Genomic DNA, 20,171 nt, shown 5'->3' on the forward strand with positions numbered 1-20,171 from the left:
GTGAAAATCATGAAGAAATTATCTTCCCTCTTCTCAAACAGCCGTACTTTTCAGTCGGTTCTCATTCTGCTCATTGTCATGTGTACAAGCACCAGTCTCTATCTAATGGATAAATCAGTCACATCCTTTTTACTTTTACTTTTTTCTTTCTTACTCTTGTATTACACAACCTTTTCCAACTGGATCAAATGGAGTGCTGGTGCCTTCATTGCCTTTGCCGTCATTCCTGTTGCCGCTTCTGGAGGTCCTTCCCAGCAGGTTTATATGGAAGTCGCCGTCATGGCCGGCATCTACATCGCTATGGCACTCGGGTTAAATATCGTAGTCGGATTTGCAGGTTTACTCGATTTAGGATTTGTTGCCTTCTTCGCACTTGGAGCTTATGTGTACGGGATTTTTGCCTCACCACAAGCACAAGCACTTTTTTCAGGTTCCTCTATTTTCCCACTAGGCGGAGAATCGTTCTGGCTCTTTATTATCGTAGGAGCACTGGTGGCAGCGTTATTTGGAATTATCTTGGGTATTCCCGTTTTGCGGGTAAAAGGGGATTATCTGGCCATTGTTACCTTAGGATTTGGTGAGATCATCCGCATTGTGTTTAATAACTTGGATAAGCCCGTCAATATTACCAACGGAGCACTCGGAATTTCTGGTATCCCCCAGCCCAAACTATTTGGCTTCACATTTACACAAGCCTCTCACATCTACTTCTTGGTTTTGATCGTCTTGGGATTCGTCATCTACGCCGTTCGACGCTTTGAAGACTCCAAATTAGGACGTTCGTGGAAAGCCATACGTGAAGACGAGATTGCTTCTCAAGCAATGGGAATTCCTCTGGTTAAAACTAAATTATGGGCCTTTGCCCTCGGTGCTTCCTTTTCCGGCATGATGGGTGTTCTCTTTGCCGCAAAAAATCAATTCGTCGATCCCACTAGTTTTACTCTGTTAGAATCTATCACCATCTTAGTTATGGTCATCTTAGGCGGAATGGGAAGTGTCCCTGGCGTCATCTTAGGTGCCGCAATCATCTCCATCCTCAATCTACAAATTTTAACTGAGATTACCCTATTTCTCACCCAAAACCTGCACGTACCTGAGGTATTCTCTCCAGCTAAAATGCAACGTCTATTATTCGGCCTCGTCCTCGTTGGAATCGCTATATTCCGACCCCAAGGACTCATCCCGGCCAAAAACAAAACATACAAAATCGCTGATCTCAAAGCAAAACTCACACAGAAAAAAGGGAAATCCAAGGAAACAAGTACTTCCATCTAATATTTGGAGGAATCAGTCATGTCGATGTTAACTGCCACTAGCATTACCAAGCACTTCGGTGGCCTCACTGCTGTCAAAGATGTATCTATCAACTTTGAAAAAGGATCGATCACGGCCGTCATCGGACCCAACGGAGCAGGTAAAACGACATTTTTTAATATGATCACGGGTATCTACTCCCCTGACGGCGGAGAGATTCATCTCGATCAAAAATCGATCACGGGCCTAAAGCCCAATTTCATCGCTGAAAAAGGGATTGCACGCACATTTCAAAACATCCGCTTATTTAAAGAGATGAGTGTCCTCGAAAACGTAATGGTCGGCATGCATATCCACCTCAAAGCCAGCTTCCTCGGCACACTCTTTTCAACCCCTAAAGTTCGTGCCGAAGAAGAGCAAGCTCGCTGCGAAGCATATTCTCTTCTCGAATATGTCGGTCTAGCCGATTGGGTAAACCATCAAGCAAAAAACTTGCCCTACGGAGCACAACGCAAATTAGAAGTTGCCCGAGCGTTAGCTACCTATCCCAAAGTTCTGCTTCTTGACGAACCTGCCGCCGGAATGAACCCAAAGGAGACCAATGAACTAACGGATCTCATCCTGCAAATCAGAGATGATAAGCAAATCACGATCATCCTCATCGAGCATGATATGAAACTCGTAATGAGAATCTCAGAACAAATCTATGTGTTAGATCACGGTCAACTAATCGCTCAAGGTTTACCCGAAGAGATTCGAAACAACCCTAACGTAATCGAAGCTTACCTAGGGAAAAGCGCACTTTCAGTATAGGAGAAACAGAAAGGAGACCCTTATGAGTCTACTTCAACTACAAACCATTCGTTCCTTTTATGGACAGATAGAGGCATTACACGATATATCCCTACACGTCCTACAGGGAGAAATTGTTACCTTGATCGGCTCCAATGGTGCTGGTAAATCAACTACCCTTAAAGCGATCTGTGGACAAGTGAAAACAACCGGAACCATTCTATTTGAAGAAAAGGAAATCCAAAGCCTTCCGCCCCACAACATTGCCGAACTAGGAATTGCTCATGTTCCTGAAGGGCGACGTATCTTTCCCGGGCTCACGGTAAAGGAAAACTTAGAAATGGGAGCCTTCCAAGTAAAAGATAAAAAGATAATAGCAGAACGGATGGAGCGAGTTTTTCAATACTTCCCGCGGGTAAGAGAACGACTCTCTCAAAAAGGAGGAACGATGAGTGGGGGAGAACAACAAATGCTAGCCATCGGACGCGGACTTATGATGAATCCAAAAATCCTCCTACTCGATGAACCCTCTATGGGCCTTGCCCCCGTCGTCGTCGAACAAATTTTTGAGATCATCCAGAAACTAAATCAAACCGGAATGACTATCCTCCTAGTCGAACAAAATGCTTACCAAGCTCTACAAATCGCTGATCGTGGTTACGTCATCCAAACGGGTTCCATCGCCCTACAAGACCATGCTGATGCACTACTCGGAAATGAACAGATCCGAGAGGCATACCTCGCTTAAAAACGCTCAAATAAAAAACTAGACTCTATGCAGGTCTAGTTTTTTATTTGAGCGTTATCTCTTACATACGTGAGATCATCTTACTTTGGTTTGATTTGAATCATATACTCGGATTGCTTTGGATCAGGAGTAATTTTAAGAATACGAGTGTGCTCATCCCAATCTATACTAGAATGTTTACCCGTATCGTTCTCAACAAGCTCCCAGCCTTGAGGATAATCCTCGAGGGGTATAAAAATATCTGTTGATCCTGTTACCTGTGCTTTTTTCTTCCATTTAACACTTAAGACCCGCTTTGTCGTATCGTAGTGCCAGTTGATTGGTTCCCCAGCGATAGCACGAGGATATGGTCTAGACAGATGAGAAGCCAGTTCATTTAGGTCCCCATCCTCATCATAAGGACCCCAACTACCGGGATCGCTTGACCAGTAAGCCCAGCTCCCACCTGATTGATCTATCATAGCTAAGACATCATCCACATAATCCATCGCACCTGGACTTGTTATGTTTAGTCCAAACTCTCCCACAACAAAAGGAGTACGGTACTTAGCTATTTCGTCCTGACGAGAGTTTTTCCAATTATTCACGGCAAATCTTACTAGCTCCTTCGTAACCCCGGTATATCCTCCCCCTATTTCTAATGAAAGCGGATACAGATGTGGAGCATAAACCAATCTTGATTCCCCCTCTCTAGGATCTTGAAGAGACGGTAGCGTTGAGGGGAGACCTTGGTTCGGGCCAAAAGCTTGCGGTTCAAAGAAGATCCACCGCTTCTTATCTATCTGACGAATCCCATTGATTACTCTCTCGTACATCGGCTTTAACTCAAGAGGCTCAAAAAAAGGCCATATTACTCTTCCGCCATAAGGTTCGTTCATGAGATCATATCCAATGACAGCAGGATGATCTTTAAAACGATTTGCTACGTGCTTCCATGCTTTTACATAATGATCTTCTAATTCTGGATGTTTGTTCGTAACATTCCAAAAATGATCAAAGGCACGAATCACACCTGGCTGTAGATAAGTTAAAGCCCAAGGCGTTTGATATTCCACAGGTAATCCATCTGTATAAGTAGCCCAGGCAGGAGCTCCGTTCCCAGAGGTGGCTGGTCCATACAAATCCTGATGCATATCTAATAATACAAACATACCTTGATCTTGATACCATTTCACTCGCTCGGCAACACGATCTAGGTATTGTTCATTATATACACCCGGTTTCGGCTCGATATGGCTCCAAAAAATTAAGAAACGAACAAAGTTAAAACCTAGCACTTTCGCTTCTCGTTCTACATCCTTTTGCTTCACCCAAGGCATGCCATCTACTGCATCTTTTGAACTACTAGCTGTATTTAAACCATGAAGGATTAAGGCTCTTCCTTGCTCATCTGTGATATAACGCATTTGATTCGATTGTGCCAGGACAGGCTCAATCTGGATAAAAAACATCGCTACTACCAACACCCAGATACTCAGGTAAGCAGAAATCCTCTTCAACCTCAGTCTACTCTTTTTTGACTTCATCTTTTGAACACCACTCTTTCTTCCATTAATTAATTTTTCAACATATTAAAATACCTATCATTCTATTTATAGACCTATTTCTTGTTTTCCTCCCACCCACGTACATTTCGATCTTTCTTTGGTGTTTCTTTTAGGTATAACGGAATCTAGTAGTTAAAATACAATAGTTTTTATTTACTTTCATTATGTAAGTGACTTATGATTAAAGTTGTAACACTATATTCTATTTTACTAGGAGGTTGACCTTTTGGAAGGGGTCATAAGTAACTCACTATATTTGTTATTCGCTTTATTCCTCGTTTTCCTCAACGGATTCTTCGTTGCTGCTGAGTTTGCTATCGTGAAAGTTCGAAGCACTCGGATTGCTCAAGTAGGCCATCGACGAGGTAGACTTGCGCAAAAGGTGCTTGCTAACCTAGATGCATATTTATCAGCAACACAACTAGGCATTACTCTCGCTTCTCTTGGGCTTGGTTGGGTAGCCGAACCGGCTATTGCTAGACTTCTAAAACCCATGCTCGTACTTTTCCAAACACCCGAATGGTTAATTCACACAATCTCGGTGGCTATCGGTTTCCTAATCGTTACCTTCTTACACATTGTAGTAGGTGAGATGGCACCGAAGACACTAGCGATTCGTCAAGCTGAAAAAGTTACCCTATGGATCGCTCCGCCGCTACACTTGTTTTACTCTATCTTTCGGCCGTTTATTTTTGTTCTCAACGGTTCGGCCAACTGGCTCTTACGCGCATGCGGTATTGAGATGAATGATCATCACTCTGCCCACACTGAAGAAGAGATTCGCTTGGTTCTCCAGCAGAGCCATAAGAGCGGTTATATTGATAAAACAGAGATGCAGTTATTTGACAATGTATTCGACTTTACTGAGCGGATTGCTCGTGAAGTGATGATCTCCCGAACCCAGATGACTTGTATCTACTCGGAAGATGATTTTGCTACAAACCTAGATATTATTGTCAACTCGACACATACTCGATTCCCAATCTGTGAACAGGACAAAGATCAGATTATCGGGATTATCCATATACGAGATGTATTTGAAGCATTAGCTAAGGGGAAACAACCAACGTTAAAAGATTTGTCTAGGCCCGTCTCCTTCGTCCCAGAAACAATGGAGATTAAGGATGTTATGTTTACCTTACAAAAAAATCGCGTGGGGATGGCCATCGTTGTCGATGAATTTGGTGGTACATCAGGGATTATCACATTAGAGGACATCATGGAAGAGATTTTCGGGGAGATTCAAGATGAATTTGACCAAGAACTACCCCTATTCCGTAGTACTGGTTCACATACATCCATTGATGCGCGCTTGCTATTAGAAGATGTAAATAGGCACTTTAAACTAAAATTAGTAGATGAAGATAATGATACAATTGGTGGATGGCTTTTCTCTCAACTACAAGCTATTCCGAACACCGGAGATTCGTATGATGCCTTTGGATATACGTTTGAAGTAGAAGCGATTGAAAATCGTAGGATCTCGCGTATTATGGTAAAAAAGTCACCTGCCGACACATAATCGTGATTCGAATCAAACTAGAAGCCCTTCAGTTACTTTCTGAGGGGTTTTTCTATGTGAATCAGGGCTGATTAACCCAGCCCCTATTTCCCACCCAGCATAGCCGCTCCTAGGATCGCACCTCTCTCAAGTAATAGAGCTGGAACGATTTCAAATGTACCTTTATAAACAGGCATTGTTTCTCGCTCTACTTGTTCGTGTAACAAGTCAAAAAATCGTGCACCTGCTTTCGAGACTCCGCCACCTACTACAATGCGCTCCGGATTGAAGATATGAATGTAGTTAGCAAAGCCAATTCCTAAATAGCGAATTACATTTTCAATAATCTCGTCTGCGGTGGAATCTCCTGCTTCCCAAGCCTGAAATACATCTTCGGAACGTACCTCTCGTTTTTGTTTATTGGCATACTGGAAAAAAAGAGCTTGTGGATTCGCTTCTTTAGCCCAGCGAGCGATAGCTGTTCCCGAGGCGACGGCCTCTAGGCAACCTTTTCGTCCACACCCACATGCAAAACCTTCAGGATCAACAACCATATGACCGAGTTCACCAGCAAAGCCCTGCTTGCCTTGAATCGTCTGCCCATTTAGTATAATCCCACCACCAATACCTGTACTGATTGTAACGAAAATGAGTGAGTCAGCATCCTTACCTGATCCAAAATGATACTCTCCCCAAGTAGCCGCATTAGCATCGTTGTCAACATGGACAGAAACCCCAAACTCTTTCTCTAATCTCTCGGCAAGCGGAAACCCATCCAGACTCGGAATATTAGATAAGGTTAAGATCGTTCCCGTGTGAGGGTCTGTTAATCCTGGGACAGCTACTCCAATCCCATGAATGGGCTCCTCACCACTTGCACGCATAATCACTTGCTTAATCCGCCCATACACACCCTCAACCCCTTCACGGGCGCGTGTTTCCATGCGAGTCTCATTTGTGATGTGTCCACTTTCATCGACACACGCAGCAGCTATCTTTGTCCCGCCTAAATCCACACCTATATAGCGTTTCATCCATCATCACCCAGATTCTTATATATTGATAAGAAAAAACCAGCATCCACAAATGTAAGTGCTGGTTTCCTCTATGTACTCCAAATTAAGCGTTAACTTCGTCTTTTAACTGCTTACCTGGTTTGAATGCTGGTACTTTTGTAGCTGGAATTTCAATTTCTTCTCCAGTTTGCGGATTGCGGCCTTTACGAGCTGCACGATCGCGCACTTCAAAGTTACCAAAGCCAATCAGTTGAACCTTCTCACCCGTTGCTAGAGCATCTGTAATCGCATTCAATGTAGCATCTACAGCAAGACCAGCATCTTTCTTCGTCAGCTGAGCAACTTCTGCAACTTTATTGATCAATTCGGTTTTGTTCAAGCTTAACCCTCCTAACAATCAAGGACAGCCTTATCTTACAAGGCATTTCTCCTATCATACCTATATTAGCTAGATTTGTTCAGCCATTCAAGATTTATTTTTAAATAAATATAGAAGAAGCACACCAAGCATCACAAATATCGCTAGTGCAGCAAACGTTAACTTCAGCAACTTCCCGACCACGAGAAAGAAGAGGACTGCCAATCCTGCTACATACCATCTACGTTTTTCCATACGATCCCCACCATAAAAAAGTAATTTAAGCCCATTTAGCGTGTCCTTTCTGTTAACAAGAAGGAAAAAAACTTGTAACACGACGGTTTTTTCGGAATAATAGATGTGTACCTTCCCATTTAATGATGCTAATTTTATTATAAGATAGATGATAAGCCATCCGATTTCAGAAAAAGGTGATGCCGATGGAAGGAAGGCTACTAGCTGAGCGATATCAAATACATCATATCCTCGGTACTGGTGGGATGGCAACTGTATACAAAGCCTATGACAAGGTTCAAGATCGCCCGGTTGCGATCAAGATTATGAATCAGCGTCTTATTTATGATCATGAGTACGTCAGACGCTTTGTATGGGAGGCACAAGCCACTGGCCGATTGTCCCATCCAAACATTGTTAATTTGTATGATGCCGGTCAAGAAGGTCCTCTCTATTACATGGTAATGGAGTATGTAGAAGGACAGGCACTACGGCAACTGATTCAGTCCAAGAAACGACTAAGTGCGAAAGAAGCTATACAGATTGCGATTCAAATTTGTAGCGGCCTTCAACATGCACACAACCATGGCATCATTCACCGCGATATCAAGCCACATAATATCATGTGCACACCCGGAGGACGATATAAGGTAGCTGACTTTGGCATTGCACGCCTATTACGCAACACGAATAATCTTACCAAGACCGGAACGATCATGGGCTCCATCCACTACTTCTCTCCTGAACAGGCACGAGGTCATGTAATCGGATTCCCTTCTGATCTATATTCACTTGGTATTGTTATGTATGAGATGGTCACAGGTAAGGTCCCGTTCCACGCAGAGGAGGATATTGCAATCGTGTTAAAGCATATCCAAACCCCCGTACCCGACCCCCGTAAGATCAACCCAGACATCCCAGCTGAGTTCACTCAAGTGTTGCGCAAATCAATGGAAAAAGATCCTAAAAAGCGTTTCCAAACAGCTGAAGAAATGAAGAAAGCACTTCAATCAGCTCTGCACGCTACATCCAAGGAAAAAAATCCGACTAGCAGAAGATCAGAGAGCCTTACCAAGACGAGGTCAAACTCAAGGGCCTTCTCTCTTTCAAATGCAGATCGCTCTCGCTCCAATGCTCAGGCTCAGCAGAGAACGAAATTAGAACTGAGAAGAAAACGCACAGATGATGCTACTAAGAAAAAATGGATTTATCTAATCAGTGCAATTGCTATCATGATCCTATTTGGGCTTTTATTGCATTCATGCCTAAATAGCAATAACCAAGAAAGTAACCAGTCAATCGAACAAACAAAACGAACTCTAGTGAGGTAAACTCCATTCACTAGGGTTCGTTTTGTTTCTATCTATCCTAAACCAACAAAAAACAGAAACGAAATTTTCTCGTTTCTGTAGATAGTCTATCATTTTTCTTTGTCTTCTACTTCTTAGCACCCAATGAAAGTACTATTTTGAGAACTAAACCAATAGCTGCACATATAAAAAACCAATTTGAATATGGTTGTAGTTCTGTAATTACGTATCTAGACAGTAAATACGACACAAATGAAAGCACTAAAATAACTTCCGCTATACGGGTCATTTTTTTCATTCTAACCACTCCTTCTCATTAAATTGATTTCATTCCATCATTCCATCGGTACACCCTTAGATAAGCCCATACCACGGCAATCCCCATAAGCAATAACTTCACATAAATGGAGTTGAACCAAATTAACCAAGGAATCTCAATCGACAAACAAGTCAATATACAAAAAAAGCTAGCTTTCATTTTTTGCCCCATTTTCAACTTGCCTTGGGGTACCTTTACGGTTAATGTGGCAATATACAGACACGTTAATAGCAAAATCGGATCCAATAACTGACCCGGATGTAGCATTCCTGAGAGAATTTCTACTGCAAAAAATAGCAATCCTAATAGGAAGACAAACAAACCGTGTATGATACTTAAACCTAGGCGATCTAATCTATTTGAGATGGGATAATCATATAAGTTGTTCTTCTCTTCCAACTGATAATCCACACGTAGATTATTAAATGAAAAATACACAATCATAAAAGAAGGATACAACAAATCAAAGTGATCCTTCGAACCAGATTTACCTAAAAATAGGTAAGAAATAGATTTAACAAAAAATAAAATGATTCCAATGCCCATCATCCTGCTAAGATACTCTTCACTTCGTAAAAGCCGAAGCAAGTGAATTTTTAAAGCAGGACCTAGAAGGCTTTTACGCGGGAATAGAGAGGAACATAACTCTACTACTCTTGCTGGAATTTTTAGCCTAGAACTACTTGTATGAACGCTCTCTATCAGGCATCGCTTTACCATGTAGGGATAAAACACCAACATGAGTACACCCAGAAAAACAAGGATCATGTCTACAAATAACATGACACTATCCATCGAGAAACTCACATGAAGCCGATTCCATACGTTGTAAATGATAATAAGAAAGGCAAAAAAGATCGATTTGAAAATGAGTGGAGAGAGATTAGTGTCCTTTCGAAACATATTATAAATACTAAGAGAGGACCATACGAAATTCATTAATTGAATCCGTACAAGTAGCATCACGACCTGCATGAAGTCCGCATCAAAATAGAGTAAGACGGAGGCCGCAAGAAGAGAGTCAATGATAATAAAGACTAAGGAATTACTATTACACGAAACATAATACCAAAAAAAGCGATGTACCGAAACCGGCATCGACTTGGCAAAACTAATCGTTGTAGATGTGCTTTCATAAACATGAGTTGTTACAAAGTAATAGGATAACTGTAAAAAAAACAGACTAAAAAAATAGATAATAATAGCACTTTCCGTTCCAAAAAAATGAATAAAACAAATGAATCCAATGGCTACAATAAAACAGAACACGATTTGTTCAATCCATATCTGAGTCTTGCTTCTTTTTTCTGTTTCATTCGCCTTATCCCATATCGCTCTATAAATCGATAAAGTTACCATTTCCTACTCCCAATCCCCTCATGCTGTGATGCTCATAGCAGAAGTTATTTCTCCATTCTCCAAAGAGAATATCTCATCTACAAAATCAGCGTGGTGCATAATATGAGTGGTGAACAAGGTAGTAAGACCTAAATCTTTTCGTTCTTGAAAGGATTTTTGAACGTATTTTACCGTATCAGCATCAAGTCCTTCAAAAATCTCATCACATACCAATAAGGTTGGCTGATATAACAAGCAACCGATCAGTTGAATCTTCTTCTTCGTTCCAAACGATAGTTCCTTAATCAGATGATTCAGTTCATGCGTTACCCGTAACTGCTCAGCAAGCTCTGTAATTCTTGTTTGGGGAACGCTCAACTGATAAATATCGATAACAAAACGAAAATATTCATTTGGTGTTAAGATGTCCATAAATTCATGTCGATCCGATGAGATAAATCCTGTGTTCTTACGTAAAAAAACACGATCCTTAATACCCTTACCTAAAATCATAACTTTCCCTTGCTCTATACTTTGATAACCTAATAGACAGCTAAGAAAAACAGTCTTCCCTATACCGTTACTTCCTTTTATTACTGCAGTCGTTCCTTTTTTTAAGGTAAAGTTGATATCCTTTAATACCTTTTTTTCACCAAATGACTTGGACAATCCACGTACATCAACCGCAAGTTCTACATTTGACATACTGCAAACTCACCTCTAGAGTGTTTAGGGATAAAGATAAAGGGTATTTATCTTTATAGTATCATGAAAAGGGAGCTCAGTTTCTACACTAAGTCGAGGAGTGTAAAATTGAGTTTTCTTTCTTTATTAGAGCAGACCTGCTCTTTGTAGTGCATCATAAATGAGGCCTAGAGTACTTGTATGCTCAACTAGCCACCAAACAAATGACCAGAATCCTTTATCCCAAGCAGCTTTTGCTGAGTTATAAACGCTTCCGGCGCCTTTCTTAATTGCGTCCCAAGCTTTAGGACCATGTTTTTTAATTGCATTAGCAATCGCTTTTGCTTTTGATAACCAACCCACGATATATCTACCTCCATATGTTCATATCCCTTTATCTTTATCCATATTTAAATTATAGATTATATAGTATACAGCCTCAATTTCGTCTTTCCGAAGAAACTGATAATTATATATTAATGTACTTTGTTTTTTACTTTAACTTGCAATCCCACTCCTAAAAGCACCTGCAACTATACCAACTTTGGTAGAAACTCCCATCTTTTTTGCAATACCCTGAATTCGATACTCCACCATTCGTTGTGAGCAATGTAACTCTACTGCCATCTCCTTGTTAGGCATTTCTTGTATGATCATATGAATAATCTTACACTCTACCTCACTAAAATCCATCGGCTTAATATCAGATAACATTCGTTCACCTCGCAATAAACTTTTCTAAATCATGTAATAATATTAAAAAATATAAAAATAACTGTCAACAGCTATTATGAATCATTGTTCAAATATAGACAAGTCCCTTCCGAACAAATTGTTTTAGAAGGGACTTTCCTATTTAATTAGGGGAAGCTTCTTTTTCCTTTTTGGAACCTTGATACCAAAATAATGGAAGCCCTACTAAAGTAAGTGCAATCGACATCAAGCTATCCATGGGCTTTTCCCACAGGGTGCTAAGCACGACAAACAAAGAACCAAGTATCGACACTAACGGAATAACTGGATACCAAGGTACACGATATTCGCCAGGCTTTATTTCACTTCCCTTGCGTAGGCGGAATACCGCCATCAAGGCAAAGATATAGAAGACAAAGATCGAGAACGTGGCTATATCACTTAAGCGATTTGAATCTAGGACACACATAAAAATAATACCAATCCCAGTAATGAGAAAAATAGAATTCACTGGAGTCCCAAAGCGCTTAGAAACATATGCAAATACAGAAGAGAACGGCAATTGTCTACGAATCGCCATCGCATAAGGTACACGTGGCATACTTAAAATTTTACCATTTAAGCTACCAAAGATAGATACCAAAATCCCAATACTTAATAACTTCCCACCAAAATCTCCAAATAAGATGGTGGATGCTGTTCCAGCGGCATTTTCTCCGAGAGCTACCACTTGACCAGCAGGTAGTACATGTAGAATCGCAATGTTAATTAACATATAAGCCGCCATAATGAGTAAGAGTCCTGCTGTAATAGCCTTAGGTAATACTTTAGAAGGATTCTTCACTTCTCCTGCTACAGAACCAACTAAAATCCAACCGTCATATGCAAACAGTGTAGCAAGTACGGCAGAAGAGAAGCTAAATTCTTGACTTGATTTAAATAAAACACCTAGAACTTGAGAATCCCCATACCATAACCCAAAAACCGTAATCAAGAAAACGGGGACCAGCTTACCAAAAGTAGTAAGGGTTTGAATCCATCCACCAAAGCGAGCTCCTAATAAGTTCATCCCAGTTAGAAATAGCACAGTTATAATTCCGATTACTGTCTGCCAACTTTCAGGCCATGAGAAGAAGTGAGCTAACAGAGAGCCAAAGTACAACCCTAAGGCTCCAATAAGTGCTGGTGCATAAATAACCGTTTGCATCCATCCACTTAGGAATCCTAGAGTCGACCCATATACTTCTTCAATATACGTATATAATCCACCCGTTTTCGGGATTTTTACGGCCAATTCAGCAATTGTAAGACCTGATGCAATCGTAATAATTCCACCAAATAGCCATGCTAACAATGCAATCGTTGAATCCCCTGTATACCCTAAAACCACGCCTGGTTTTAGGAACACACCAGAGCCAATTACACATCCTACTACAATCGAAAAAGCATGAACGAATCCTAAATCCCTCCGCAACCCATTCTGTTGCTGCATCTCGTTCTCATCCCCTTCTATTTCTGGTATTTTATCGTACTAAAGCAATTAGGAATAAATGTACCAGCGATAGAAGATTTAGTCAATAGTTATTAAATAATAGGATTATTGATACAAATAAAAACAATCACTTAGCGATTGTTTTTATTTGTATCAATAATTAAAGGACTTTTACAACAAAAGGTACGGTAAATACCTTTCCATCGCGTTGGAATTGTCCCCATATTTTATAGATACCTGATTTTGGAAACTTCGTGTGGAATTTCGCCTCAGGTCCTGTACTTTTTTCATCCATCGGATGGACATGTAAATATTCTTCTGTATCCTCACTTAGGATAACCACATGCCCAACTGCTCCTAGATAAGGTTGTAGATCTGTAATTCCTTGTTTATTTGTGGCATCTTTGATTTGAAAAGTAAGCATCGTTTGCTGATTCACTTTAGGCTCTGGAGAAATCTGCAGATCTATTTCTTTTCCGTCTACCACTTTTACCAGTTTCTGATCTGGCTGTATATCTTCTTTGCTCACATCACCTTGAACCGTAAACTTATAGGTTTGAGTCGTCTGTGCCCCATCCTTTGGAATATAATCGGCGATGAGTTTATACTTACCCGCTTTAGGAACCTGCGTCTGAATGGTAAACTCACCATTTCCCTTATACTCTGGATGGACATGATCAAAATAAGACAAATCTTCACTCACAATAATTAAATGAAGCAATTTTTCATGATTCACCTTAAATTCTGGTACAGCCTTCCCAGAATGTTCCTTCACTTTTATATTAATTTCTCCAGATGATTTTGGTTTATCAATCGTCGTAGACCATTCAACATGCGTTTGCGATCCAGTTTTATTTTCTTCTGTTTTATGACCTGCATGGGGGTCGGCAGGCTTAGAAGATGAGTCATTTTTTGTATTTCCACAAGCTACTAAAGCTACAGCCAAAATCACACAACTTATTCGTATGAGCCACTTGTTCATAATGCTTGCTCCTTTTTGAATGAAATTCGTTGTAGACGTAATGCATTTAATACAACCGAAACAGAACTAAAAGCCATCGCTGCTCCTGCTAACCATGGCGCTAGCAAACCAAAAGCCGCGACAGGAATCCCAAGCGTGTTATAGGCAAGCGCCCAAAACAAGTTTTGTTTAATATTTGACATCGTTTTCCGGCTTATCATCACTGCATCGGCAATACTACCCAGATCACCTCTAATTAAGGTAATATCAGCCGCTTCCATCGCAACATCCGTACCTGTTCCAATAGCCATACCTACCTCTGCTGTTACTAGTGCAGGAGCATCATTAATCCCATCCCCCACCATCGCAACTTTACTGCCACCCTCTTGAAGCTTCTTTACTACATCCGCCTTACCTTCTGGGAGTACTTCCGCCATCACACGATCCACTCCAATCTGATCCGCGATCGCCTGTGCCGTACGCTTATTATCTCCCGTAACCATAATCACTTCTAAATGAAGCTCTTTTAAACGTCGAATCGCTTCGAGAGAAGTAGACTTAACTGTATCTGCTACTGCAATCAACCCTGCATACTTGCTTTCAATAGAAACAATCATCACCGTTTTGCCCAAGCTTTCTAGATTAGACATCGTCGTCTCTTCTGTTTCTTGAAACTCAATATGATGTTGCCTCATCCATCTTCTTGTTCCAACGAGGATTTCCTTCCCCTGGACACACGCGCGAATCCCATACCCTGGTATTGTTTCAAATTCCTCCGGTCTTCCGAGTGTGTAACCCTTCTTCTCTACACCCTCCACAATCGCTTCTGCTAAAGGATGCTCCGAATTCTTCTCAGCAGTACCAACTAGCAATAAAAACGAGTCCTCATCCCATTCATGTGTATAGAGGACATCCGTGAGAACCGGTTTTCCATTTGTAATCGTGCCGGTTTTATCTAACACAACTGTATCAATGGATTGGGTAGACTCTAGATATTCCCCACCTTTAAATAGGATCCCCATCTCTGCTGCCCGACCCGAACCAGCCATGATGGAAGTGGGAGTAGCTAATCCTAATGCACACGGGCAAGCGATAACAAGAACAGCCATTGCTTTTTCCAGCGCACCTGCAAATTGATATGGCTCCACCAAAACATACCAGATCAAGAATGTGATGATCGCAATTCCTACTACAATGGGGACAAACACACCCGAAATTTGATCGGCTACCCGTTGAATAGGTGCTTTAGACCCTTGTGCTTCTTCAACAACTTTAATAATTTGGGCTAAGACTGTACCCTTTCCGACCTTTGTCGCTTGTACGATCAGCAAACCATTTTTATTTAAAGTGGCTCCAATCACTGTATCGCCAACTCTTTTATCTATCGGAATACTTTCACCCGTTAACATCGATTCATCAACCGCCGAAATTCCTTCTATCACTTCTCCATCAACCGGGATTTTTTCTCCAGGCTTTACGATAACTTGATCCCCGATCACTACTTGATCCGTAGAAATCGATATCTCCTGCCCATCCCGAATCACACGAGCCGACTTCGCTTGTAATCCCATCAGTTTCTGAATCGCTTCGGAAGATCGCCCTTTCGCTCTTGCTTCCAGCCATTTCCCCAAGATAATTAGCGTAATCAATACAGAGCTGGTCTCGTAATACAATTCTACATAATGCCCTATTTGCGAAAAGCCTGTAAAAGTCAGATATACACTATAAAAATAGGCGGCAGAAGTCCCTAGAGAAACAAGAACATCCATATTGGCACTTTTATGCCTCAATGCTTTTATAGCACCCGTGTAAAAATTCCATCCGAGGACAAATTGGACCGGCGTAGCGAATACGAACTGGAACCACGGATTCATAAAAATCTCAGGCACCCATATCCACGAAGTAAGAGAAAAATGACTCACCATTGACCAAAAAAGTGGAAATGATAACATAGCCGCCCAAATAAAACGACTCCTCTGCTTCTCGGTCTCTTGTGGGCGATCTCCCTTTTTCTCGTCTACCCTCGCCTGAAAGCCGATTTGTTCAATCTTCTTCATAATCCCCTCTACCGACACAACACTTGGAGAATACTCGACTTTGGCCGTCTCTAAAGCAAAGTTAACATTTACACCCTCTACACCCTCTAATCGGTTTAATACCTTCTCGATCCGATTGGCACATGCGGCACATGTCATCCCTGTCACTTGAAAAGATATTGTTTCCTTCGACATCCTCACACCTCCATTCCTATCTTCTACCCAATCAAATATACTATCCCTTAAAAAAACTCTTGAATCCCATCCTACATTACATCAAATCCTTGGTTTTCGATTGCTTCTTTAATCTGAGCAAGTGTTACCTTGCCTTGATGAAATTCTACTGTTACAGATTTCCCCTCCAAATCAACACTCGCCTTTACCTCGATCTGCTCTAATGCCTCTTCAATCGTCTTCACACAGTGATTACAAGACATACCCTCTACTTGTAGAATTTGAATCATATCATCTATCACCTTTTCTTTAGATACTGTATACCCTTATGGGGTATATTATGATTTTAATATACCCCATAAGGGTATGTAAAGTGAAATATTTCACATATGAAAGACCCACCACATGAAGAGCAGCGGGAGTCTTCCTTGCCTAATTTACATACGTCTCAAACCAAAATGAAGAAAACCAGCCAAATTAATTATTTTATCATTCAAATTCAAGGGAGATTTTTCACCCATTCCTTATCATAAACACTATCGAGATACCTCTCTCCACGATCTGGCAGTACCGTAACCACCCTCGACTGGCTAGGCAAATCAGGTGCTAGTTTTTGAAGTGCCGCCACAATCGAACCCGATGATCCCCCAGCAAAAATCCTCTCTCTCTCTAACAATCGATAACACCCCTCAACGGACTCCCGATCATTTACATGAATCACTTGATCAATCTCATCAGGGGTAAATAACTCAGGTACACGGCTAGCACCAATTCCTGGGAGTTCTCTAGGGAGAGAAGGTGTACCGAAAATCACAGATCCGACCGCATCAACTGCAATCACTTTCACATCAGGAAATGCCTCCCGAACTCTGCGAGAAATCCCTAGTATACTCCCGGTCGTGCTCACCGCACATACCAAATAATCAATTGAACCATCGATTTGTTTTACAATCTCATCCCCTGTACCGTAATAGTGAGCTTGCCAGTTTAGTGGATTGGCATACTGGTTAACCCATGTAGAGTTCGGGATTTCTTCTAATAACTCCCGAACTCTACGTATCCGTGTCTGTAAGTATCCACCGTGCTCGTCAGATTCCTGAACCATATCGATCTGAGCACCCAGACAACCTAGCATGTGCAAGTTTGTTTTTGTAATTTTAGGATCCACTACACACGTAAATGGCAACCCATAAAACTGGGCCACCAGAGCAAGACCGATCCCTAAATTCCCTGATGTACTTTCAATAAGATGCGTATCTGGTTGAAAAATACCATCACGAAGTCCTTGCTCAATGATATATCTTGCTGGACGATCCTTCATACTTCCTCCTGGATTTAACATCTCAAGCTTTGCATATAAAGAAATACTGGTCTCTTTCAACAAGGAGCGCAATTTCACAAGCGGAGTATGGCCAATCCCATCGATATAAGAGTCTATAATAGGAGGTACCCAATCATCTCCTGATAAGGATTTCATATTATTCACCTCAACAACGCCCTCCTATTATCGAGAATGTGTTTATATGTTTAAGGATCATCAAAATATGTATATGCAAAAAAATAAAACATAGTTGCATGAATACAACTATGTTTTATCCAATTCCAGCTTACTATGCTCCGCGCTTCAGCGTATTGAAAGTACTTGCATTCGCGATTCGTTGATCCGCAACGAAAACTTCCTTTTGTCGACTTTGCCTTACTAATAATGTAAGCACCATTAAACCTTCCACTACCAGAACCGCACCAACTATATCTAAAATCACATGCTGCCTAATGAATACAGTCGAAGCAATAATTAAAACCGCCATGACTGCTGTCAAGGATTTCATCATGCGAGATACGTCCGTTGTTTTCAGAACAGCTCTCATTACCACATAGGTAGTTAGAACATGGATGCTTGGAAAACAATTATAAGGTGCATCACTTTGGTAAATCCATTGCACCATTTGGCTCAAAAAGTCATTTCCCTCTACTACAGGACGTGGTACATGCGTTTGATAAATAATATAAATGCTATAGCAAATTAAAAGTCCAAGATTATATTGCAATAATGTTTCATAATAAACCTTACGATTTTTAAACATTAAGTAAAGCAACATCATAAACACAAAAGCATACCAAAACATATAGGGTATAACAAATATTTTTAGCAAGGGGGTCTGTTGATCGAAGCTTGTTACTAGACTATATACTTTTTCCTGTGGACGATTTAGATATTGATAGATAAGTCCTAGCAATGGGATCGACAAAATAGAAGCAAGTGCTATTAGATTAGACTTTGTAAATAGTGTTTTCATCATAAATTTGTCCCCCCTCATTGTTGATAAGCAAATAAATTTCGGTTTCTATCACTCTATATTAAATGGAATCCCTACTAAAAACCATAGGATTATCTTACGCCTAACTTACTATTTTGTAAGATTCCCCGATAGCCTGATACAAACAATAAAAAATAGGTCACACAAGAATTATCCCTTTTACAAGAATCGTAAACCTTTTTCTGCGCATAAAAAATCCCCTCCACTGTATATATTTCAATTCTACAGGATAAAGGGGGCCACCCGAATTCGTTTAATAGCTAAGAAATCATCCTTCATAGCATACACCTAGTATCTATTATTCTATTTGAGACCCTATGCTCATCTATTTTATATCTCCATTAAAAACGGTACCGCCGAACTCCTAGAATACCGGCAACAATACTTATCCCCATTACAGACAGACTTATTATGAACTTCGTAAAAAGAGCAGACAATTCCATCTCGCTATCAGGTTTTACTAAATCCAACATAGAAGGAAAATGAGTCCATGAAACAAAAGTGGTAAAAGTCCCGCTCATAGCCAAAAAGCCTATCACCACTGAGGAGATAAGAAATACCGTGTAGACGGCTGTTTCGTTACGAAATCGACTCGTTATCAATTGACAAAGTAGAGCAAAAGCCGTGAGTCCTATAAAGAAAAATATCATCATGAAGCAAAGGAGAGTTCCCACGTTTAACTCCAAATGAGAGAAGAACATCTGAAAAAAGGAACTCCACCTAGCATTTATGGAGAAAAACATAGAACCGATTATCATGTGAATGAGAAAATACACAACACAATACAACAAAACAGTCATGATGAGAGCGAGTACTTTTACAATCCACCAGTTACTCCTCTTTTTCATGCGTGTTAGAACGAATAAATCAAATCCACTATTTACATTCATCATATGATACACAAATAAGATAATCGGGAAAACGACACACACCCAAGTTAAGTATTGCAGTAGAGAGTCCGGAAATACGCCTCCCATTGAAAATAGTAAATAATCTACCAACTGCGGCTCAAATTTCTCTCTCTGTCCCAGTTCATTAATCATTGGGATATGTATGAGGGTAAGGAGAATCAGCAAAATCGAAATCCCAATCGCCATTTTGCTTCGAATGCACAAGTTAACGTTAGTTAATATTAGTTTAATCATCTATACCGCCTACTTTGCAAAATCTACTTTTCTAACCTTTATCCATCCTACTACTAAACAAACGAGAATGAAGGCAAGACCACACAACATCGATATACTTGCCGTAAGTGTAGGAATGGGCGGAACAAGTTGATTTGGAAAATGGGCTAAAAACATCAGGTGTGAAGTAGGGAAAAGGAAAGCCCAACTAGTAAATTTCTTGAAAACGATATATCCAGCGTACGTTAGTGCTCCACCTGTTATCCAAGAAA

General features: G+C 40.7%; 19 protein-coding genes and 1 pseudogene. 5 read left to right on the top strand and 15 right to left on the bottom strand.

The features are described 5' to 3' along the window. The first annotated feature begins 9 nt into the window (after positions 1 to 9). From BT147_RS10885 to BT147_RS10895, 3 genes are read left to right on the top strand one after another with little or no spacing between them, the layout of a single operon-like run. Positions 10 to 1,275, top strand: a complete 1,266-nt coding sequence (locus tag BT147_RS10885; protein ID WP_072335062.1) for a branched-chain amino acid ABC transporter permease — start codon at positions 10 to 12, stop codon at positions 1,273 to 1,275. An 18-nt stretch (positions 1,276 to 1,293) separates the two neighbouring features. Then, a complete protein-coding gene (locus tag BT147_RS10890; RefSeq protein ID WP_072334996.1) occupies positions 1,294 to 2,067 on the top strand; it encodes an ABC transporter ATP-binding protein in 774 nt (257 codons plus the stop codon). A 22-nt stretch (positions 2,068 to 2,089) separates the two neighbouring features. Continuing rightward, on the top strand, positions 2,090 to 2,794 hold the full coding sequence (locus tag BT147_RS10895) for an ABC transporter ATP-binding protein (RefSeq protein ID WP_072334999.1): 705 nt from the start codon (positions 2,090 to 2,092) through the stop codon (positions 2,792 to 2,794). 80 nt (positions 2,795 to 2,874) lie between these two features. Here BT147_RS10895 and BT147_RS10900 read toward each other — a convergent pair whose 3' ends face one another. Continuing rightward, positions 2,875 to 4,320 (bottom strand): cellulase family glycosylhydrolase, encoded by a 1,446-nt coding sequence (locus BT147_RS10900; protein WP_072335002.1) that lies wholly within the window; start codon positions 4,318 to 4,320, stop codon positions 2,875 to 2,877. Positions 4,321 to 4,567: 247 nt separating this feature from the next. Between BT147_RS10900 and BT147_RS10905 the strand changes: the two genes are divergently transcribed. Further along, complete coding sequence (locus BT147_RS10905) at positions 4,568 to 5,863, top strand: hemolysin family protein (RefSeq protein ID WP_072335005.1); 1,296 nt, start codon at positions 4,568 to 4,570, stop codon at positions 5,861 to 5,863. A gap of 83 nt (positions 5,864 to 5,946) precedes the next feature. Here the strand turns inward: BT147_RS10905 and BT147_RS10910 are convergent, their stop codons facing one another. The 3 genes from BT147_RS10910 to BT147_RS15585 form a co-directional block, all read right to left on the bottom strand. Continuing rightward, entirely contained in the window at positions 5,947 to 6,876 is a 930-nt protein-coding gene (locus tag BT147_RS10910) for an ROK family protein (RefSeq protein ID WP_072335008.1), read from the bottom strand. 85 nt (positions 6,877 to 6,961) lie between these two features. Beyond that, the gene (gene hbs, locus BT147_RS10915; protein ID WP_072335011.1) at positions 6,962 to 7,237 is read right to left on the bottom strand and encodes a non-specific DNA-binding protein Hbs; all 276 of its coding nucleotides are present in this window, start codon (positions 7,235 to 7,237) and stop codon (positions 6,962 to 6,964) included. Between the two features lie 87 nt (positions 7,238 to 7,324). Beyond that, the gene (locus tag BT147_RS15585) at positions 7,325 to 7,471 is read right to left on the bottom strand and encodes a hypothetical protein (RefSeq protein WP_177239799.1); all 147 of its coding nucleotides are present in this window, start codon (positions 7,469 to 7,471) and stop codon (positions 7,325 to 7,327) included. A 185-nt stretch (positions 7,472 to 7,656) separates the two neighbouring features. Between BT147_RS15585 and BT147_RS10920 the strand changes: the two genes are divergently transcribed. Further along, positions 7,657 to 8,781, top strand: a complete 1,125-nt coding sequence (locus BT147_RS10920; RefSeq protein ID WP_072335014.1) for a protein kinase domain-containing protein — start codon at positions 7,657 to 7,659, stop codon at positions 8,779 to 8,781. Between the two features lie 295 nt (positions 8,782 to 9,076). Here BT147_RS10920 and BT147_RS10925 read toward each other — a convergent pair whose 3' ends face one another. The 11 genes and pseudogenes from BT147_RS10925 to BT147_RS15755 all read right to left on the bottom strand — a co-directional run. Beyond that, a complete protein-coding gene (locus BT147_RS10925) occupies positions 9,077 to 10,438 on the bottom strand; it encodes a hypothetical protein (protein WP_072335017.1) in 1,362 nt (453 codons plus the stop codon). A gap of 18 nt (positions 10,439 to 10,456) precedes the next feature. Continuing rightward, on the bottom strand, positions 10,457 to 11,122 hold the full coding sequence (locus BT147_RS10930) for an ATP-binding cassette domain-containing protein (RefSeq protein ID WP_072335020.1): 666 nt from the start codon (positions 11,120 to 11,122) through the stop codon (positions 10,457 to 10,459). A 126-nt stretch (positions 11,123 to 11,248) separates the two neighbouring features. Further along, positions 11,249 to 11,464, bottom strand: a complete 216-nt coding sequence (locus BT147_RS10935; RefSeq protein WP_072335023.1) for a hypothetical protein — start codon at positions 11,462 to 11,464, stop codon at positions 11,249 to 11,251. A gap of 135 nt (positions 11,465 to 11,599) precedes the next feature. Continuing rightward, positions 11,600 to 11,815, bottom strand: coding sequence for a helix-turn-helix transcriptional regulator (locus tag BT147_RS10940; protein ID WP_072335026.1), 216 nt, complete (start codon positions 11,813 to 11,815; stop codon positions 11,600 to 11,602). 142 nt (positions 11,816 to 11,957) lie between these two features. Next, on the bottom strand, positions 11,958 to 13,286 hold the full coding sequence (locus BT147_RS10945) for an APC family permease (RefSeq protein ID WP_072335029.1): 1,329 nt from the start codon (positions 13,284 to 13,286) through the stop codon (positions 11,958 to 11,960). A 160-nt stretch (positions 13,287 to 13,446) separates the two neighbouring features. After that, entirely contained in the window at positions 13,447 to 14,268 is an 822-nt protein-coding gene (locus BT147_RS10950; protein WP_072335032.1) for a DUF8832 domain-containing protein, read from the bottom strand. After that, a pseudogene (locus BT147_RS10955) lies at positions 14,265 to 16,747 on the bottom strand (heavy metal translocating P-type ATPase). The gene BT147_RS10950 and the pseudogene BT147_RS10955 overlap by 4 nt, the downstream one beginning before the upstream one ends. 209 nt (positions 16,748 to 16,956) lie before the next feature. Further along, positions 16,957 to 17,934, bottom strand: coding sequence for a 2,3-diaminopropionate biosynthesis protein SbnA (gene sbnA / locus BT147_RS10965; RefSeq protein WP_072335065.1), 978 nt, complete (start codon positions 17,932 to 17,934; stop codon positions 16,957 to 16,959). Between the two features lie 133 nt (positions 17,935 to 18,067). Next, entirely contained in the window at positions 18,068 to 18,757 is a 690-nt protein-coding gene (locus BT147_RS10970; protein WP_072335041.1) for a phosphatase PAP2 family protein, read from the bottom strand. Between the two features lie 359 nt (positions 18,758 to 19,116). Further along, positions 19,117 to 19,920 (bottom strand): hypothetical protein, encoded by an 804-nt coding sequence (locus tag BT147_RS10975; RefSeq protein ID WP_072335044.1) that lies wholly within the window; start codon positions 19,918 to 19,920, stop codon positions 19,117 to 19,119. Between the two features lie 9 nt (positions 19,921 to 19,929). Then, the coding region (locus BT147_RS15755; RefSeq protein WP_218159108.1) for a hypothetical protein at positions 19,930 to 20,171 on the bottom strand (242 nt) is incomplete at its 5' end.

Source organism: Thermoactinomyces sp. DSM 45891 (genome assembly GCF_900119485.1).
In the GTDB taxonomy this organism is placed as follows: Bacteria; Bacillota; Bacilli; order Thermoactinomycetales; family Thermoactinomycetaceae; genus Baia.

Excerpts from the sequence above, each read along its gene's own strand:
- BT147_RS10940 (WP_072335026.1), bottom strand. The coding sequence starts at position 11,815 with ATGTTATCTGATATTAAGCCGATGGATTTTAGTGAGGTAGAGTGTAAG.
- BT147_RS10895 (WP_072334999.1), top strand. The coding sequence starts at position 2,090 with ATGAGTCTACTTCAACTACAAACCATTCGTTCCTTTTATGGACAGATA.
- BT147_RS10950 (WP_072335032.1), bottom strand. The coding sequence starts at position 14,268 with ATGAACAAGTGGCTCATACGAATAAGTTGTGTGATTTTGGCTGTAGCT.
- BT147_RS10930 (WP_072335020.1), bottom strand. The coding sequence starts at position 11,122 with ATGTCAAATGTAGAACTTGCGGTTGATGTACGTGGATTGTCCAAGTCA.
- sbnA (WP_072335065.1), bottom strand. The coding sequence starts at position 17,934 with ATGAAATCCTTATCAGGAGATGATTGGGTACCTCCTATTATAGACTCT.
- BT147_RS10885 (WP_072335062.1), top strand. The coding sequence starts at position 10 with ATGAAGAAATTATCTTCCCTCTTCTCAAACAGCCGTACTTTTCAGTCG.
- BT147_RS10900 (WP_072335002.1), bottom strand. The coding sequence starts at position 4,320 with ATGAAGTCAAAAAAGAGTAGACTGAGGTTGAAGAGGATTTCTGCTTAC.
- BT147_RS15585 (WP_177239799.1), bottom strand. The coding sequence starts at position 7,471 with ATGGAAAAACGTAGATGGTATGTAGCAGGATTGGCAGTCCTCTTCTTT.
- BT147_RS10910 (WP_072335008.1), bottom strand. The coding sequence starts at position 6,876 with ATGAAACGCTATATAGGTGTGGATTTAGGCGGGACAAAGATAGCTGCT.
- BT147_RS10920 (WP_072335014.1), top strand. The coding sequence starts at position 7,657 with ATGGAAGGAAGGCTACTAGCTGAGCGATATCAAATACATCATATCCTC.
- BT147_RS10975 (WP_072335044.1), bottom strand. The coding sequence starts at position 19,920 with ATGATTAAACTAATATTAACTAACGTTAACTTGTGCATTCGAAGCAAA.
- BT147_RS10890 (WP_072334996.1), top strand. The coding sequence starts at position 1,294 with ATGTCGATGTTAACTGCCACTAGCATTACCAAGCACTTCGGTGGCCTC.
- BT147_RS10925 (WP_072335017.1), bottom strand. The coding sequence starts at position 10,438 with ATGGTAACTTTATCGATTTATAGAGCGATATGGGATAAGGCGAATGAA.
- BT147_RS10945 (WP_072335029.1), bottom strand. The coding sequence starts at position 13,286 with ATGCAGCAACAGAATGGGTTGCGGAGGGATTTAGGATTCGTTCATGCT.
- BT147_RS10970 (WP_072335041.1), bottom strand. The coding sequence starts at position 18,757 with ATGATGAAAACACTATTTACAAAGTCTAATCTAATAGCACTTGCTTCT.